The organism is Clostridium sp. KNHs214 (assembly GCF_000744935.1).
Taxonomy (GTDB): domain Bacteria; phylum Bacillota; class Clostridia; order Clostridiales; family Clostridiaceae; genus Haloimpatiens.
Window position 1 is genome coordinate 973,368 of sequence record NZ_JQMW01000009.1, and the last position, 17,612, is coordinate 990,979.

19 protein-coding genes are annotated in these 17,612 nt (G+C 30.1%); all 19 read right to left on the reverse strand.

The genetic code is table 11. The annotated features are described in order from the left end of the window. Nucleotides 1-8: 8 nt before the first annotated feature. Nucleotides 9-851: a ribosome biogenesis GTPase YlqF gene (gene ylqF / locus CC89_RS07090; protein ID WP_035290656.1), complete on the reverse strand. Its 843-nt coding sequence runs from the start codon at nucleotides 849-851 to the stop codon at nucleotides 9-11. Between the two features lie 360 nt (nucleotides 852-1,211). Beyond that, on the reverse strand, nucleotides 1,212-1,559 hold the full coding sequence (gene rplS, locus CC89_RS07095) for a 50S ribosomal protein L19 (protein ID WP_035290658.1): 348 nt from the start codon (nucleotides 1,557-1,559) through the stop codon (nucleotides 1,212-1,214). Between the two features lie 122 nt (nucleotides 1,560-1,681). Beyond that, nucleotides 1,682-2,395 (reverse strand): tRNA (guanosine(37)-N1)-methyltransferase TrmD, encoded by a 714-nt coding sequence (gene trmD, locus CC89_RS07100; RefSeq protein WP_035290659.1) that lies wholly within the window; start codon nucleotides 2,393-2,395, stop codon nucleotides 1,682-1,684. Nucleotides 2,396-2,397: 2 nt separating this feature from the next. Next, nucleotides 2,398-2,889: a ribosome maturation factor RimM gene (gene rimM / locus CC89_RS07105; protein ID WP_035290660.1), complete on the reverse strand. Its 492-nt coding sequence runs from the start codon at nucleotides 2,887-2,889 to the stop codon at nucleotides 2,398-2,400. 245 nt (nucleotides 2,890-3,134) lie between these two features. After that, entirely contained in the window at nucleotides 3,135-3,362 is a 228-nt protein-coding gene (locus CC89_RS07110; protein WP_035290661.1) for a KH domain-containing protein, read from the reverse strand. An 18-nt stretch (nucleotides 3,363-3,380) separates the two neighbouring features. Beyond that, nucleotides 3,381-3,638: a 30S ribosomal protein S16 gene (gene rpsP, locus CC89_RS07115; RefSeq protein ID WP_035290664.1), complete on the reverse strand. Its 258-nt coding sequence runs from the start codon at nucleotides 3,636-3,638 to the stop codon at nucleotides 3,381-3,383. A gap of 42 nt (nucleotides 3,639-3,680) precedes the next feature. After that, a complete protein-coding gene (gene ffh, locus CC89_RS07120) occupies nucleotides 3,681-5,030 on the reverse strand; it encodes a signal recognition particle protein (protein ID WP_035290666.1) in 1,350 nt (449 codons plus the stop codon). 11 nt (nucleotides 5,031-5,041) lie between these two features. Beyond that, nucleotides 5,042-5,386, reverse strand: a complete 345-nt coding sequence (locus CC89_RS07125; RefSeq protein WP_035290668.1) for a putative DNA-binding protein — start codon at nucleotides 5,384-5,386, stop codon at nucleotides 5,042-5,044. A gap of 80 nt (nucleotides 5,387-5,466) precedes the next feature. Next, on the reverse strand, nucleotides 5,467-6,369 hold the full coding sequence (ftsY, locus tag CC89_RS07130) for a signal recognition particle-docking protein FtsY (protein WP_035290670.1): 903 nt from the start codon (nucleotides 6,367-6,369) through the stop codon (nucleotides 5,467-5,469). A 20-nt stretch (nucleotides 6,370-6,389) separates the two neighbouring features. Then, complete coding sequence (gene smc / locus CC89_RS07135) at nucleotides 6,390-9,947, reverse strand: chromosome segregation protein SMC (RefSeq protein WP_035290672.1); 3,558 nt, start codon at nucleotides 9,945-9,947, stop codon at nucleotides 6,390-6,392. A gap of 272 nt (nucleotides 9,948-10,219) precedes the next feature. After that, nucleotides 10,220-10,480, reverse strand: a complete 261-nt coding sequence (locus CC89_RS07140) for a stage V sporulation protein S (protein ID WP_035290674.1) — start codon at nucleotides 10,478-10,480, stop codon at nucleotides 10,220-10,222. A gap of 69 nt (nucleotides 10,481-10,549) precedes the next feature. Further along, nucleotides 10,550-11,638 (reverse strand): elongator complex protein 3, encoded by a 1,089-nt coding sequence (locus tag CC89_RS07145; protein WP_035290676.1) that lies wholly within the window; start codon nucleotides 11,636-11,638, stop codon nucleotides 10,550-10,552. Then, nucleotides 11,631-12,338, reverse strand: coding sequence for a ribonuclease III (gene rnc / locus CC89_RS07150; RefSeq protein ID WP_035290677.1), 708 nt, complete (start codon nucleotides 12,336-12,338; stop codon nucleotides 11,631-11,633). Before rnc ends, CC89_RS07145 begins: the two co-directional genes overlap by 8 nt. 119 nt (nucleotides 12,339-12,457) lie before the next feature. Beyond that, nucleotides 12,458-12,691: an acyl carrier protein gene (acpP, locus tag CC89_RS07155; protein WP_035290679.1), complete on the reverse strand. Its 234-nt coding sequence runs from the start codon at nucleotides 12,689-12,691 to the stop codon at nucleotides 12,458-12,460. Between the two features lie 89 nt (nucleotides 12,692-12,780). Next, nucleotides 12,781-13,812 (reverse strand): phosphate acyltransferase PlsX, encoded by a 1,032-nt coding sequence (plsX, locus tag CC89_RS07160; protein WP_035290681.1) that lies wholly within the window; start codon nucleotides 13,810-13,812, stop codon nucleotides 12,781-12,783. A 285-nt stretch (nucleotides 13,813-14,097) separates the two neighbouring features. Beyond that, the gene (gene rpmF, locus CC89_RS07165) at nucleotides 14,098-14,280 is read right to left on the reverse strand and encodes a 50S ribosomal protein L32 (RefSeq protein ID WP_035290683.1); all 183 of its coding nucleotides are present in this window, start codon (nucleotides 14,278-14,280) and stop codon (nucleotides 14,098-14,100) included. A gap of 14 nt (nucleotides 14,281-14,294) precedes the next feature. Beyond that, nucleotides 14,295-14,795: a YceD family protein gene (locus tag CC89_RS07170; protein WP_035290685.1), complete on the reverse strand. Its 501-nt coding sequence runs from the start codon at nucleotides 14,793-14,795 to the stop codon at nucleotides 14,295-14,297. 323 nt (nucleotides 14,796-15,118) lie between these two features. After that, a complete protein-coding gene (locus CC89_RS07175) occupies nucleotides 15,119-16,312 on the reverse strand; it encodes an acetate kinase (RefSeq protein WP_035290687.1) in 1,194 nt (397 codons plus the stop codon). Nucleotides 16,313-16,433: 121 nt separating this feature from the next. Continuing rightward, nucleotides 16,434-17,435 carry a phosphate acetyltransferase gene (gene pta / locus CC89_RS07180; RefSeq protein ID WP_035290688.1) on the reverse strand — a complete coding sequence of 334 codons (1,002 nt, stop codon included), beginning with the start codon at nucleotides 17,433-17,435 and terminating at the stop codon, nucleotides 16,434-16,436. Between the last annotated feature and the right edge of the window lie 177 nt (nucleotides 17,436-17,612).

Here is a 17,612-nt window from a genome sequence, read left to right on the forward strand (position 1 = left end):
TCTCTCCTTTAGGGAGTTTCTAATGAAATTCTTCCTAGTTTTCCCCCTCTAAATTCATCTAAAATTGTAATAGCTATTCTATTGTAATCTATATTTCTTCCAGCCATAACAGCTCCTCTTTTTATGGCTATACTGTCCATGTTTTCTAATGCATCTTCTGATAATCCTTCTAGTTTATACCTTTGAACAATTCTATCTCCATACTGGCCTTGAAGCGATTTTATTAACTCTAAAGCTAAATCCTCTACATTCATTATCTCATCCTTTATGGCTCCTGTAAATGCTAAATTCAATCCTACCTTTGTGTCCTCAAATTTAGGCCATAGCACTCCTGGCGTATCCATTAATTCTATTCCTAGCTTAGTTTTTATCCATTGCCTACTTTTAGTAACACCCGGTCTATCACCAGTTTTAGCTCTATTTCCTTTTGCTATTTTGTTAATAAATGACGACTTCCCCACATTAGGAATTCCCACTACCATTACTCTAGTGGTTATATTAACTAATCCTTTACTTCTTAGTCTTTCTAATTTTTCTTTTAGGAGCAAATCTAAAATAGGCTTTATATTTTTTAATCCTTCACCTGTCATACTATTTCCTTGAATAACCTTTATATTTTCCTTAGAAAGTTCTTTGATCCATGCATTAGTTACTTTTTCTTCCGCTAAGTCAGCTTTATTTAAAAGTATTATTCTAGGTTTCCCCTTACATATCTCTTCTATCTCTGGATTTGCACTGGATTTTACTATTCTAGCATCCCTTATCTCTATTACAGCATCTACAAGTTTTAAATTTTCTTTTATTTCTCTTCTAGTCTTGGCCATATGGCCAGGGAACCAATTTATTTCCATAAATATTCTATCCTTTCCTAATTTGATTTTATTTAAGTACATGAAAATAAATAACAAGTCAAAGATTCTAGCATATTTTGCATCAGGCAAGGAAGCAAGTTCCGTCGCTAGTAAGACTATCGGCGAATTCCGCTGACGCAATATAACGCAAAATAGACTAGCATAATGACTTATTATTTATTTGAATGTACCTTAATGCTTAATCAATCTATAGTAACTACTTAAGCAATTATTATAGGAGAGTTTCACATACTAAATCCTACATATACATAAGTAGTTTAATTCCTTTTTTAATTTTAATGCTCTTTTTATGTATAAAATAAAAATAATAAAAAAAGGGACTTTAATAGCCCCGTTTTCTTATCTTATTGCTTCTTTAACTTTAGCAGCTTTTCCAACTCTATCTCTTAAGTAGAATAACTTAGCTCTTCTTACTTTACCAGCTCTTATTACTTCTATCTTAGCTACGCTTGGAGAATTAACTGGAAATGTTCTTTCAACTCCTACACCTGAAGTTACTCTTCTTACTGTGAAAGTTTCTCTTATTCCGCCATTTTGTTTTTTGATAACTGTTCCTTCAAAAACCTGAATTCTTTCTCTAGTTCCTTCTTTAATGTTAACGTGAACCTTAACAGTATCTCCAACATTGAATTTTACTAAATCATTTCTTATTTGTTCTGCTTCTATTGATTTTATGATTTCTAACATGTGCATTCCCTCCTTAAAATTATTCGACGTTCTTGCCCAGCTTTACGCAGACAGCGGACCGCCCGTACTAGCACAAAACACATTTTACCACAAAAATTGTGTTTTTACAATATAAATATATATTATTTCAAAGTATTTAATAATTTTCTATCTTCTTTTGTCAATTCTATTTTCTTAAATAAATCTGGTCTTCTTTTCTGAGTTAACCTTAATGACTGAAACTTTCTCCATTTTCTTATATTTTCATGATGCCCAGATAAAAGAACCTCAGGTACTTCTTCTCCTCTAAAAGATACCGGTCTTGTGTACTGAGGATACTCTAACAAACCATCATAAAAAGATTCTTCCTTATAACTTTCACTAGTGGAAAGCACTCCAGGTATCAATCTACATATAGAATCTACAATGGGTATACATGCCATTTCTCCACCAGTTAATATGAAATCTCCAAGAGAAATTTCCATATCAATATAATTATAAACCCTTTCGTCTATACCTTCGTAGTGTCCACAAATAAAAATTAACTCTTCTTCTTTACTTAAATTTAATGCCATCTCATGATTAAAGCTAGTTCCTCTAGGACCTAAAAAAATGACTTTGCCTTTATTACAATTTTTCACAGCACTTATAGCATCAACTAGAGGTTGTGGTGTCATAAGCATGCCCGCACCACCTCCATAAGGATAATCGTCTACCTTTTTATGTTTATCTTCTGAATAGTCTCTTATATTAATGGCATTGATATTCAATATTCTATTTTCTTTTGCTCTTCCAATTATGCTGTGATTAAATATACTAAACATCTCTGGGAATAAGGTTAATATATCTATTTTCATATTTATGCTTGCCACTCCTCTACAGGCCTTATAGTTATTTTAAAATTATTTATATCTATTTCTCTTACTATATCCCTTAAAGCAGGAACTAATACTTCTTTTTCTCCTTTAACCCAGTACACATCGTTACTTCCTGTTTTAATAACTTCATATATTTTTCCTATTTTATTTCCTTTTGTATCAAAAACCTCACACTTTACTAAATCTGATATAAAGTATGTGTCTTCTTCTAGAGGTACAGCATCTTTTCTGTTAATTTTCAAGTATTTACCTCTGTATTTCATCGCATCGTCCATAGAATTTATTCCATCTAACTTTAATATAACCTTATCCTTTTGAAATTTCACTCCAAGTATAGTTCTTTCTATATCGTCTATTAATACATGTTTTAAACTTTTAAATCTATTAATATCATCTGTAAGAGGTAATATTTTAAGCTCACCATGAACTCCATGAGTATTTATTATTTGACCTATATTAAAATACTCTTCCAATATGCATCCCTGATTTCTAAAATCATAAATCAGGTTTTCACCTACCTTCCTTTTTATATTTTTATCTATTTCACATGTAATTTGAATTACTATATTTATATAGGATTATCTTTAATATATGGTTATATATTTTACCCATCTATTTCGCGGTTGATACAAATATATATTAAATTTATATATATTAAAGTAATATAAATTAAGAGCTAGGAAAGACCTAACTCTTAATTTACGCTTTTAGTATGCAATTATATGATTTCTACAACAACTCTCTTATTTTCTTTAATAGCTGCTGCTTTCATTACTGTTCTTATAGCCTTTGCTATTCTACCTTGCTTACCAATAACTTTTCCCATGTCCTCTGAAGCAACTTTTAATTCTAAAATTATAGATTGCTCACCAGATATCTCATTTACACATACCATTTCTGGGTTGTCTACTAGTGACTTTGCTATTACTTCAAGCAATTCTTTCATAAAAAAGCACCCCCAGTATTACTTTGAAGTTTTTTCAGTTATACCAGTCATATTGAATAACTTTTTAACTGTTTCAGATGGTTGAGCACCATTTTTTACCCATTTCAAAGCTTTTTCTTCATCTATTTTTACAGTAGTTGGTTCAGTTGTAGGATTGTAGTATCCTATTTCATCAATAAATCTTCCATCTCTTGGAGATCTTGAATCAGCAACAACTACTCTGTAGAAAGGAGCTTTCTTTGCACCCATTCTTCTTAGTCTTATTTTAACTGCCATTTATATTCACCTCCTTTAAAGGATTCTAATTAGTATTTATATTTAAAAAGGTAGTTTTCCAAATAAACCTTTTTTAAAACCTTTTTGCATCCCTTTCATTTGTTTCATCATTTTTCTAATAGCTTCAAATTGTTTTAACAGCCTATTTACTTGCTGTACATCAGTGCCAGAACCCTTAGCTATTCTCTTCTTTCTAGAGGATGAAGAGATAACTAAGTTTGGATTTACTCTTTCTTTTTTAGTCATAGAGTTTATTATAGCCTCAACTTTAGACATTTCTTTTTCACTCTGATCTAAATCAACACCTTTTAATTGGCTAGAATTAAATCCTGGCATCATTTCGAGAACTTTAGTTAAAGGACCCATTTTCTTCATTTGACTCATAGCTTCTAGGAAATCCTCAAAATTAAATTCATTATTTAACATTCTTGAACCTATTTCTTGAGCCTTTTTTTCATCTATGGATTGTTGAGCTTTTTCTATAAGTGATAATACATCACCCATGCCAAGTATCCTTGAAGCCATTCTATCTGGATGGAAAACCTCTACCTCGTTCATTTTCTCACCTATACCAACGAACTTAATTGGTTTTCCGGTGATAGCCTTAATTGAAAGTGCTGCTCCTCCTCTGGTATCACCATCTAATTTAGTTAATATAACACCAGATATATCCAACTGATTATTAAAGCTTTCAGCTACATTCACAGCATCCTGCCCTGTCATAGAGTCTACTACCAATAATATTTCATCAGGGTTTATATTTTCTTTTATACCTGAAAGTTCTCCCATTAGATTTTCATCTATGTGTAGTCTACCGGCTGTATCTATGATTACTACATTATTACCATTGCCCTTAGCATGTTCTAAGGATGCCTTAGCTATATCCACAGGACTAACTTTATCTCCCATAGTAAACACTGGTACCTCTATGCTCTTTCCAACTACTTGCAACTGTTTTATAGCTGCTGGTCTATATACATCACAGGCAACTAACAAAGGCTTTTTATTCCTCTTACGCATCTGCAGCGCCAACTTACCTGCCATAGTAGTTTTACCTGCTCCTTGCAAACCAACTAACATAATAACTGTCAAGCCACTAGAAGAATATTTTATTTCACTTTCGGTTTTCCCCATTAACTCCGTCAATTCTTCATTTACTACTTTTATAACCTGTTGACCAGGAGTTAAGCTCTCTAAAACTTCATTCCCTAGACTCTTTTCGCTTACTTTTTTTACAAAGTCCTTGACAATTTTGTAGTTTACATCTGCTTCCAACAAAGCAAGTTTAACTTCTCTCATAGCTTCTTTAATATCTTTTTCTGATAACTTGCCTTTTCCTTTTAACTTTTTAAGAGTTTCTTGTAATTTAGAAGCTAAACCTTCAAAAGCCATAGCCGGACCTCCTATATATTTTCTATATCTCTTTTAACACTGTGAAGAATTCCTTTTTTATCTTCATCATCTATACTACTTATTAATCTGTCTATATTTTTATTCAATCTATCTAAAATTTTTTTTCTATTTAAATACTTTTCTAGCAAAGATAGCTTTTCTTCATACTGAAATAAAAGTTTATGGCATCTTTTAGTAATATCATGTATGGCTTGCCTGCTAGTATTTGTTATATTGGATATTTCAGCTAAAGATAAATCGTCATTATAATATAAATCCATTATATCTCTTTGTTTTTCTGTTAATAGACTCCCATAAAAGTCTAGTAATAAAGAAATTTGGACTCTTTCCTCCATAACCATCACCAACTCACAAAAATTATAATATCAAATTGTTTTATTCATGTCAAGTACTTTTACTTAACAGAACATTTTTTTTAAAATAGAGCCTCTACAAACTCTTTTGCATTAAATTCCTGTAGATCATCAACACCTTCTCCCACTCCTATATATTTTACTGGAATGCCTAATACATCTTTTATAGAAATAACCACTCCACCTTTAGCGGTTCCATCTAATTTAGTTAATATTATTCCATCAACATTACATATTTCTTTAAATTGTTTTGCCTGCTGCACACCATTTTGTCCTGTAGTAGCATCTACCACCAATAGTGTCTCTTTATTTCCATTTGAAAATTCTTTTTCTACTATCCTGTTTATCTTTTGAAGTTCATTCATTAAATTTTTCTTATTATGAAGCCTTCCTGCAGTATCGCATATAAGCACATCCATATGTCTAGCTTTAGCTGCTTGAATCGCGTCAAAAACTACTGCCGCTGGATCTGACCCTTCTTGATGTTTTACAATATCTACTCCCGCTCTACCACTCCATACCTCTAATTGGTCTATGGCAGCTGCCCTAAAAGTATCCCCTGCTGCAATTAAAACCTTATTACCTTCTCTTTTAAAATTATTTGCTAATTTACCTATAGAAGTAGTCTTACCTACTCCATTTACACCTATTACTAACATAACTTTAGGAAATTTCTGTTCTTCTCTGCTCTCACCAAGCATTTCAATTAATATTTCTTTTAGGCAAGGCTTTATTTGTTGAGGATCCTTTATTTTTTCTTCCTTTATTTTTTCTTTTAATTTATCAATTATTTTTAAAGAAGTTTCCACTCCTATGTCTGCAGTTATAAGAATTTCTTCTAATTCCTCATACAAATCATCATCTATGGTTATTGCTAAATTTAACATGTCTCCTAGTTTGTTACTTAAACCATCTCTCGTCTTTGTAAGCCCCTCTTTAAGTTTATTAAAAAATCCTCCGAACATATACAATACCTCCTATAATATTAACTATTTAACTGTATTGAAACTACTTTTGATATTCCTTTTTCCTGCATAGTTACACCATACATAACATCACTGGCTTCCATAGTACCCTTTCTATGAGTAATTACAATAAACTGAACATTATTTGAAAAAGCCCTCAAAAAATCTGCATATCTTACTACATTGGCATCATCTAAAGCTGCTTCTATTTCATCTAATATACAAAAAGGGGTTGGCTTCATTTTAAGTATTGCAAATAATAAAGCTATAGCCGAAAGTCCCTTTTCACCACCAGACATTAAATTTATATTTTGAAGTTTTTTCCCTGGAGGTTCTACATTTATTTCAATGTCACAGGATAATTCATCTCCCTCTCCCAGTAGTAAGTCAGCTCTTCCACCTTTAAATAACTCTTGAAATGTTTGATTGAAATACTTTCTAATATTGTTAAAGTTTTCATTAAACATAACTTTCATTTTTCCAGTCATATCATTTATTACCTGCATAAGTTCTTCTCTAGCACTTATTAAATCTTCCTTTTGATTATTCATAAAGCGGTATTTATTTCCTATATCTTCATATTCTTCTATAGCACCTAAATTTACAACACCCAATTTTGAAATCCCTTCTTTTAAGTTTTGTATATCTAATTTAAACTCTTTTAAATTAAACTTTTCAATTGCATACTCTAAAGCCTCCGCATAAGTAATTTGAAATTCATCGTTTAATTTTAAATATACATTGTCTTTATCAGTTACATATTTAGTATGTGCTATTTGTTCTCTGTGTATTTCTTTTTCCTTGTTAGCTATTAGTAAATTTAATTCTTCTAACTTGCTTTTGTATTTATCAATATTTTCTTTTATCTTTATTTTTTCTACTTCTTTGTTTTCATAAGCATTTTTCAAAGACTCCAAAGATTTTAGTATATTTTCTATCTTATTGTTATTTTCTTCTATACCGCTGAGGCTACTTTGGTATGTCTCCTCTGACTTCTCTATTTCTTTTTTTAACAACTCTATTTTTTCCTCTATAGATTCGCCCTCTTTACTTATCCTGCTTAATTCACTTATTTTATTATTTACTATTTCATCTAATCCAGCTTTTTTTATTCTTAATTCAGTTAAGCTTTCCTTATTATTCTCTATAAGGTTTTCTCTATCTTTTAATTCAAACTCCAATGTTGCAATTTTATCATTATTTTCTTTTTCTTTTTCCACATACAAATCTATATTTTTATGGAATTCTTCTGTCTGAGTCTCTTTAGATTCTAAAACCTCACTTATAGTATTTATTTCTTCAGTAGAAACAGACAAATTTTTATTTAATTTTTCCGTTTCAATTTCAATGGCACTTATTTTTCCATCAATTTTTGTTATTTCTATATTTTTATAGTGAATTTCATCTTTTAAATTTAAACATTTATCATCTAATTCTTTTATAACTCTGTTTAAATTTTTTATAGTTGAGGTTACATCAGAAAGCTCATCTTTCACTTTCTCTACTTCTAACTCTATTTCTTCTATATGCCTTTTCCTGCTTATTATCCCAGTATTTTTCCCATATAAACTACCACCGGTTAAAGCTCCTCCGGTATTTACTACTTCACCATCTAATGTTACTATTTTAAACCTAAAATTACTAGCTTTAGCTATATGAATAGCACAATCTAAATCTTTAGCAATTATTGTTCTTCCAAGCACATACTGTATTATAGGGTTAAATATATTATCATAATTTATAAGTTCACTTGCAATTCCTAAATATCCTTTTATTTTTTTTATTTCAGGGTATAAGTCTAATTTCTTTCCTCTTATAATATCTAAAGGCAAGAAAGTAGCTCTTCCTAATTTATTTTCTTTTAAATAATTAATTAATTTTTTTGCTGTGATTTCATCTTTTGTTATTATATTAGAAATAGATGCTCCTAAAGCTATCTCAATAGCTACTTCTAGTTCCTTAGGCACATCTACTATTTCCCCTAGTACATGGCAATGCTGTTTTTGTATATCCAATAAACCTTTAGTTAAATCATGCATTAAATTCTTTACTGTTTTTGTGTAACCTTCATACTCCTTTTCTAAATTTGTAAGTATGTTTCTGTTAGCTTCTAAAGTATTTAATTTTTTATTATTATTTTTAAGTTTATTTTCCTGTTCCCTTAATTGCATATTAAGCTTAGAAATTTCTCTTTTAGAAGATTTTATTTCATCTTCATGCTCAGCTATATGAAGAGACAGCTTTTCTCTTTCTTCTTTTAAAATATTTTTAGTATTTGAATTGATTTTTATAGAGTTAACATATCCAACACAACTTTCTTTTATATGAGATATTTTCTTTTTTAATTCCTCTACTTCATTTTTATAAATTATATTGTTATTTTTAAGTTCAGCTATTTTCCCTGCTAAATCTATTTGGTCTCGTTTCAGATTATCAAGTACTTCTTCATCAGTAGATATTTCCTTGTTAAGATTTAATATATAATTTTCCAACTTAACAATATTATTATTTAAACTGGATTGATTCATTTGAAATTTTTCCAGTTCTTTTTCCTTTAAATATTTTTCTTTATAAAAATTTTCTTTTTTATTTTCTAAATCCTTTATGTCTATGGTATTCTTATCTATCACGGATTTTAAATTAACTATTCTCTCATTTAAAATTTCCATTTTAGATATTATATCCTTGTGCTCCCATTGCTTGTTATAATAATCTGCTTTTTCTTTTTCTATGTCTTTATTAAATTTTTCCAGTTTCTCTTCTAATTTATCAAATTCTATTTTTAATTCTTCTTTTTCCTTTTCATATCTATTCATTTCTTCATTAAACTTATCTATACTTTTTTTGATAAATGATATTTTTTCCTCTAGGGATTTAATATTATATACTATTAAATTTATCTCTTTTATTTTTAATTCTTCAGATAGTTTCAAAAACTCTTTTGCTTTATTTTTTTCTATTTCTAAAGGCCCAAGTCTTTCTTCATAAGTACTCAATATATCTTCTATTCTAGTTAAATTTTGTTCAGTATTGATAAGCTTTCTTTCTGCTTCTTCTTTTCTGGTTTTAAACTTAACAATACCTGCAGCCTCTTCTAAGAGTTTTCTCCTGTCCTCTGGTTTACCACTTAAAATAGCATCTATCTTACCTTGACCTATTATAGAATACCCTTCTTTTCCTATTCCAGTGTCCATAAACAGTTCTTGTATATCTTTCAATCTACATTTGGAATTATTGATATAGTATTCACTGTCTCCTGACCTATATAATCTTCTAGAAATGGTTACGTCAGAATAGTCTATAGGAAGTTCATTATCACTATTATCTAAAGTAATGGCTACCTGGGCCAATCCTACCGGTTTTCTGTACTGAGTGCCCGCAAATATAACATCCTCCATTTTTCCTCCTCTTAGAGTTTTTATACTTTGCTCTCCCAGTACCCACCTAACTGCATCTGAAATATTACTTTTTCCACTACCATTGGGTCCAACAACTGTAGTTATTCCTTTATTAAAAGACACTTCAGTTTTATCTGCAAAAGATTTGAATCCTCTTATCTCCAGTGATTTTAAAAACATAAACATTCTCTCCTATATAAAGCTTAATTATTATATGTTTATCTGAATACCATAGGCACTAAAGTAGATATAAAAATTATGAGTATTACAAATATCATAATTCTTGTAGCCTTTTCTCTATTTTCTTTTTTCATTTTATCACCTCACATACTGATTTTACTTTAATAGTTTATAGTAATTTTAAAAAAATATCAACTTATGATAAATTTAAATAAGCTCCCATGGTTTAAACCTTGAGAGCCTATATTTCTTAAATTGATTTTTTTAGCAATTTATCTTGATTCAACTATTAATTTAATTGCAGTTCTTTCTTCGCCATCAATTTCTATTTGTGAAAAAGCTGGTATAGTTACAAGATCTATTCCATTAGGAGCAACAAATCCTCTAGCTATGGCAATTGCTTTTATAGCTTGATTTACAGCACCGGCACCTATTGCTTGAATTTCTGCAACTTTGCTGTCTCTTACAATAGCCGCTAAAGCTCCTGCTACTGATTTTGGAGAAGATTGAGCTGATACTTTTAATACTTCCATAATTATATTCCTCCCTATAAAAATTATTAATTAAGTTTAACTTTTTAATACTTATATAGGAATTATATTCTATAAAAAACTCTTATATCCTTTTTTATACTTACCTTGAACATAATTTTGGAAAGACATTTTACTACATTTTTCATTTGTATTTATAGATATTTGCCCTACTTCTAAAGTATTATCCTGAAATACACTTAAATTCATTGACGAAATTTGTTTTTTCATGTCATTAAAAAATTGTTTTTTATTTGCATATATTTTAGATATATCTTTAGGATTCACATTTATAGTTATATTAGAAGCATCTTTTTCTATAAGTTCATCTCTTATCATATCATTATATATACTACCTTCTACCAGTTCCCTAAAAGCTGGGTGAAAAGGGCCAGCTAGTAATTCTCTACCGGTAGTTATTTCTTCAGTAGGTTGAAGTCCAACCCTTATTACTTTTATTCCATTGCTTATGAAAATACCATATACGTCTTTGCATATTTCTACAGCCTGTTCTACAGTATATGGCTTATATATTCCCTCTTTGTACATTTTCTCCATAGGAGTTCCTTTTATAACTAGAGCAGGATATATACGACAGATATCTGGATTCATTTTCACAGACTTTATTGCTGTGTCTATATCTTTCTTAAAATTATCTCCTGGCAATCCTAGCATTACTTGATGACCTAAAGTAAATCCGTATTCTTTTATGAGCTTAGAAGCTTTTATAACATCTTCAACACTATGCCCTCTAGCTGACTTTAACAGCACTTCTTCGTCTAAGGATTGAACTCCTAATTCAATTATATCCGCATGATATTTTTTTAAATTATCTAGTATATATTCATTTATACAATCAGGTCTCGTAGACATATGAATGTATTTTATTTTTCCTTCCTTCTTGTATTTATATGCTACTTTTAGAAGTTCATTTTGTCTTTCAATGTCTATAGCTGTAAAAGACCCCCCAAAAAATGATACTTCTACTGTGGCATTTTCATAATCTATAGTAGAAAGATACTCTCTTATTATTTTATCTGCATAGTCACCATCAACATTATTTTTTACTCCAGTTATACTTCGTTGGTTACAAAATACGCAGTTATGAGTACATCCTTCATGTGGTACAAATATAGGTATTATATAATGTGATTTACCCATTTATAACCTCCAAATTATTCAAAGCTTCTTTTGCTGCATTTTGCTCAGCCTCTTTTTTACTATAACCCTCACCTTTGCCAAATGATTTTCCATTTATATAAACTTCTATATAAAACTTTCTTCTATGAGGTGGTCCCTCATATCTTAGTAAATTATATTCTATATTTACTTCTCCCTGCTGCTGCATAATTTCTTGTAGTTTTGTTTTATGATCCATTATTATCTGGTTATTTAATGCTTTATGTATATTTTCTTTAAAATTTATAAGAACAAATTTTTTAACCTCTTCAAAACCTTCTTCTAAATAAACAGCAGCTATTATAGCTTCTATGCAATCTGCTAATATAGATACTCTTGTTCTTCCACCAGTCATTTCTTCACCCTTGCTCATGTTTATGTACTTGCCTATATCCCACTTTTTAGCTATGCTATGAAGAGAATTTTCACACACTATCATAGCCCTTGTTTTAGTTAATTCTCCTTCACTTTTTTCTTTATATTTTTTAAATAAAAAGTCCGATATTACAAGTTCTAATACTGCATCTCCTAAAAATTCAAGTCTCTCATTGTATTTTGCATTTTTTTTATGGTTAGCATAAGAACTATGAGTTAAAGCTACATCTAGCAAATTTTTGTTTTGAAAATCAAACCCTATTTTTTGTTGCAATTCCATTAACATATTTTCGCGTAAAGCATTCATTATATGATTTTCATCTCCTTTAATAGAGTTTATTCCTCAATTTGCATTTTCTTTACAAGCTCAAGAATAAACTATATTTCTAAAAAACATAAAGTCCCGTTTTAGAACGGGACCCATTATTACTCTTCTACATGCTGTTTTATATATTCAACAACATCTCCTACAGTAGCAACTTTTTCGGCAGATTCATCTGGAATTTCAATATCAAATTCTTCTTCTAATGCCATTATAAGTTCTACTATATCTAGCGAATCAGCTCCTAAGTCATCTATAAAAGAGGAATCTATTCTCACTTCTTCCTCATCTAAGCTTAATTGATCAGCTATTATTTTTTTTACTCTTTCGAATACCATAACATTCACCTCCTAATAAAATCTACAAATAGATAATATTATATAAAATCTAAGTAGTCAATATAATAATATCATCAATATTATTAAATTTATACATGATTTTCAATTTTTTCGCTTTCTGCTTGCATTTTTTCATTTTCTATCTGCATTTTTATTTTATCTATTATTTCATTATTAGTGAATTTAATAGCCTGGGATATAGCGTTTTTGATAGCTTTGCCATCAGAACTTCCATGCGCTTTAATACACACTCCCTTTACTCCTAAAAATGCTGCTCCACCATATTCTTTGTAATCAAATTTTTTCTTAAAATTCTTAAACACTGGTTTTAAAAGCATTCCTCCGATTTTAGTTCTAGTAGAGCTTAATATTCCTTCTTTTATGGTTCCAAATATAGTAGATGCTACGCCTTCATACATCTTTAAAACAGTATTTCCAACAAATCCGTCACATACTAGAACATTTACATCGCCACTAGGTATATCCCTTGGTTCTACATTACCTATAAAATTTAAAGAAGTTTCCTTAAGAAGCTTATAAGTTTCTTTTGTAAGGGTATTTCCTTTTTCTTCTTCTGCCCCTATATTAATAAGTCCTACCGTTGGGCTAGATATACCTAATATATTTTTAAAATATATATCTCCCATGTAAGCAAATTGCAATAAGTTTATGGGTTTGCATTCTGCATTAGCACCACAATCAATGAGCATACTAGGCCCATTTTTACCTGGTAAAACCGGTGCTATAGCTGGTCTATCTATTCCCTTAATTCTTCCTACAATAAATAAAGCCCCTGCCATGAAAGCTCCTGTACTTCCTGCTGAAATCACAGCATCTGCCTCTTTGCTTTTCACCAAGTTTAATGCCTTTGCTAAACTTGAATTTTTTTTCTTTCTTATGGCCATTACAGGATGTTCATTGTTAGTAATTATCTCTTCTGCATTTAAAACTATTATTCTTTCCTTTGGATAATTATATACTGAAAGTTTTTCATTAATAACTTTCTCTGGTCCTGTTATTATTACATTTAGGTCTTTAAATTCATTAATAGCCTCTATAGACCCTTCAATTATACAATCTGGTGCATTATCTCCACCCATACCATCCACTGCTATTATCATATATAAAACCTCTCTTATAAATATTATATAATAAAAATTATGATTATCCCACAATGAGCATTACATTACCTGAATTATGAAATTTCTCTGGAATGAATTGCATAAGAAGCAAAGGAACTTTTTAAATTTAATTTATTGTTCCCAGCTCTTATGCAAGTCATGGAGTAGAAATTTCATAATTCCATCGCATTGTACCTGTACCTTTTTGTGGTTTAATCAAATTATATAATTTATTATATACTGATTTGGGTAAAAATAAAAGAAAGTCATATGACTTTCCTTTTATTATTTTTCTGTTGAAATAACTTCTTTATTTTTGTAGTATCCGCAGTTTGGGCATACTCTATGAGCAAGTTTCATTTCGTGACATTGAGGACATTCAACTATTCCAGGTGCACTTAGTTTGAAAGTTTGTGCTCTTCTTGAATCTCTTTTAGATTTTGAAATTTTTGATTTTGGATTACCCATTTATAAACACCTCCTTAATTAACAGAAAAAAAATCTTTTAGCTTAGCCAATCTCGGATCAACATCCTCGTCTTTGCAATTACAATTTGAATGATTTAAATTAGTTCCACAAAGTTGACATAAGCCTTTACAGTCTTCTCTGCAAAGTCTCTTTAAAGGTAATGACATGATGATATTACTTATGATTATATCATCTATATTCAACTTACTATTATCAATAAAGATGAGATCATCATCTTTATCATCAGAATTTGTTGATATTGTCTCTTTAAAATCTAAATCTAACTTATAGTTAAATTTTTCTAAGCATCTAGAACATGTTAAAATAAGTTCTCCTTCAACATGACCATCTAGAATTAAATCTTCTTCGGAGCTTCTTATAACTCCATTAAAATTAATAGCCTTTGCAACTTCAATAGTTTCATTGCCATCATGGAAATTACACAAATCTAATACAAAATTTACTTCTTTACTGCTTACTTTATTTTTCATTAGTTCTGATACATTGATTATCATATAAAATCCACCTCATGTGACAAATTACAACAAACACCATTATTATATAAGTAGCAATAATAAAAGTCAAGATTTATTTTTAAACTAATAAGATACATGAAAAGAAATAACAATTCAAAGATGCTAGTATATTTTGTGTCAAACAAGGAAACAGGTTCTGCGGCTAGTAAGACTATCCACGGGTTCTGTTGACGCAGTATAACGCAAAATACGCTGGCATACTGACTTATTATTTATTTCAATGTACCTAAATTCATAAAAAATCAAAACTGGTTCAGATGGGACTTTAACCCATCCGAATTCCAGTTTAAATTATTATACTACTATTTTTTAACTATGTCCATTGTATCTCTTGCTATCATTAATTCTTCGTTTGTTGGTATAACAAATATTTTAACTTTAGAGCCTTCAGCACTTACTTCTACTGCTTTACCTCTAACATTATTCTTTTCAACATCTAATTCTATGCCAAAGCATTCTAATCCCTTACAAATTTCTTCTCTAGATGATATAGAGTTTTCACCTAACCCAGCAGTAAATACAAGACAATCAATGCCACCCATAGCAGCTATGTATGATCCTATGTATTTTTTAACTCTATAATGGAATACATCTAAAGCTAACTTAGCTCTATGATTTCCATCTTTAGCAGCGCCTTCTATATCTCTAAAGTCACTACTTACACCTGAAACACCTAAAACTCCTGATTTTTTATTCATAAGATTATCTACTTCATCTACAGATAATCCCTCAGCCTTCATTAAAAATGGTACAATAGCAGGATCCATATCTCCACATCTTGTTCCCATAACTAATCCTTCAAGTGGAGTTAATCCCATTGATGTATCTATGCACTTTCCGTGATCTACAGCTGAACAACTTGCTCCATTTCCTAAGTGACAAGTTAATATTTTAAGATCTTTTATATCTTTACCCATCATTTCTGCAGCTGTAAGAGATACAAATTTATGAGAAGTTCCATGCATTCCATATCTTCTTACACCATGTTTTGTATACATTTCATATGGTAGAGCGTACATATATGCATGTTCAGGCATAGTTTGATGAAAAGCAGTGTCAAATACAACTACCATTGGAGTATTTGGCATTAATTTTCTACATGCATTAATTCCTATAATATTAGCTGGATTATGAAGTGGTGCTAGTTTTATACATTCTTCTATATTCTTTAATACATCATCATTAACTAGTACAGAATTAGCATATTTTTCTCCACCATGAACAACTCTATGTCCTACTGCTGATATTTCAGACATATCACTAATTACTCCATGTTCTTTGTCTACTAATGCATTTAACACTAATTCTACTGCTACTTGGTGGTCTTTCATTGGGGTTTCTACTACATATTTGTCTTCCTCAGCTTTTTGAGTTAATATAGATCCCTCTATTCCTATTCTTTCTACCAATCCTTTTGCTAGAGCTTTTTCTGTTTCCATATCTATTAATTGATATTTTAAAGAAGAGCTTCCACAGTTAATAACTAATATTTTCATAAAAAAATCCTCCTAATCTATTATTTAATATATCTATATGTTGATTATCCCACAAAAGCATTACATTACCTGAATTATACCTTATTGTGGCTTAATCATATGTTAAATATAATATACTTTGCTATTTTTGTTTTTGTGCTTGAACTGCTGTTACTGCTACAACATTTACTATATCTTCTGCACTACATCCTCTTGATAAATCATTAATAGGCTTTGCAAAGCCTTGACATATAGGTCCTATAGCTTCTGCTTTTGCAAATCTTTGAACTAATTTGTATCCAATATTTCCTGCTTGTAAATCAGGGAATATAAGTACATTAGCTTTACCTGCTACATTGCTTTCTGGAGCTTTTTGAGCTGCAACTCTTTCAACTATTGATGCATCTAATTGTAATTCTCCATCTATTAATAAATCAGTTCTTGCTTCCTTTGCCATTTTAGTAGCTTCCCTAACCTTTTCAACCAATTCATGTTCAGCACTTCCCATAGTTGAAAAAGAAAGCATAGCAACCTTTGGATCCATGTCACATAATCCTTTAGCTGTTTCTGCTGTACTTATTGCAATAGATGCTAATTGATCCGCTGTTGGATTAGGATTTACAGCACAATCTGAGAATAACAACATTCCATCTTTACCATATTGACAGTTTGGTACTACCATAATAAATACGCTAGACACTACTGATATGCCAGGAGCTGTCTTTATTATTTGAAGACCTGGTCTTAAAAGTTCTCCAGTAGTATGCACTGCACCTGAAACCATTCCATCTGCATCATCCATTTTAACCATCATAGTGGCAAAATATAAAGGATCTCTTACTATTTTATCTGCTTTTTCTAAAGTCATACCCTTTTTCTTTCTTAATTCATAAAAGCCATTAACATACTTCTCTAATTTATCTGATGTTTCAGGATCTACTATTTCAGCACCCGAAATATCTACTTTTAGCTCATTTGCTTTTTCTTTAATATTTTTCTCATTTCCTACCAATACAACTTTAGCTAAGCCTTCTTTAACTATTTTTTCTGTGGCTGTTAAAGTTCTCTCTTCTTCCCCTTCTGGAAGGACTATTGTTTTTATATCACTCTTAGCTGCCTTCCAAAACTTCTCCATAAGTTCCATGTTCATTTCTCCTTTCAAATTAAAAAAATACACACATTAATAATATACCGCTTTTCACCTATGTTTTTCAATAGTCAATATATAATTTCTTAATAATAACATCATTTTTTTAAAAAAACACTGCTATTTATACTAATATTTAAGTTTTATATAAATAAAGTATACACTAATAATAAT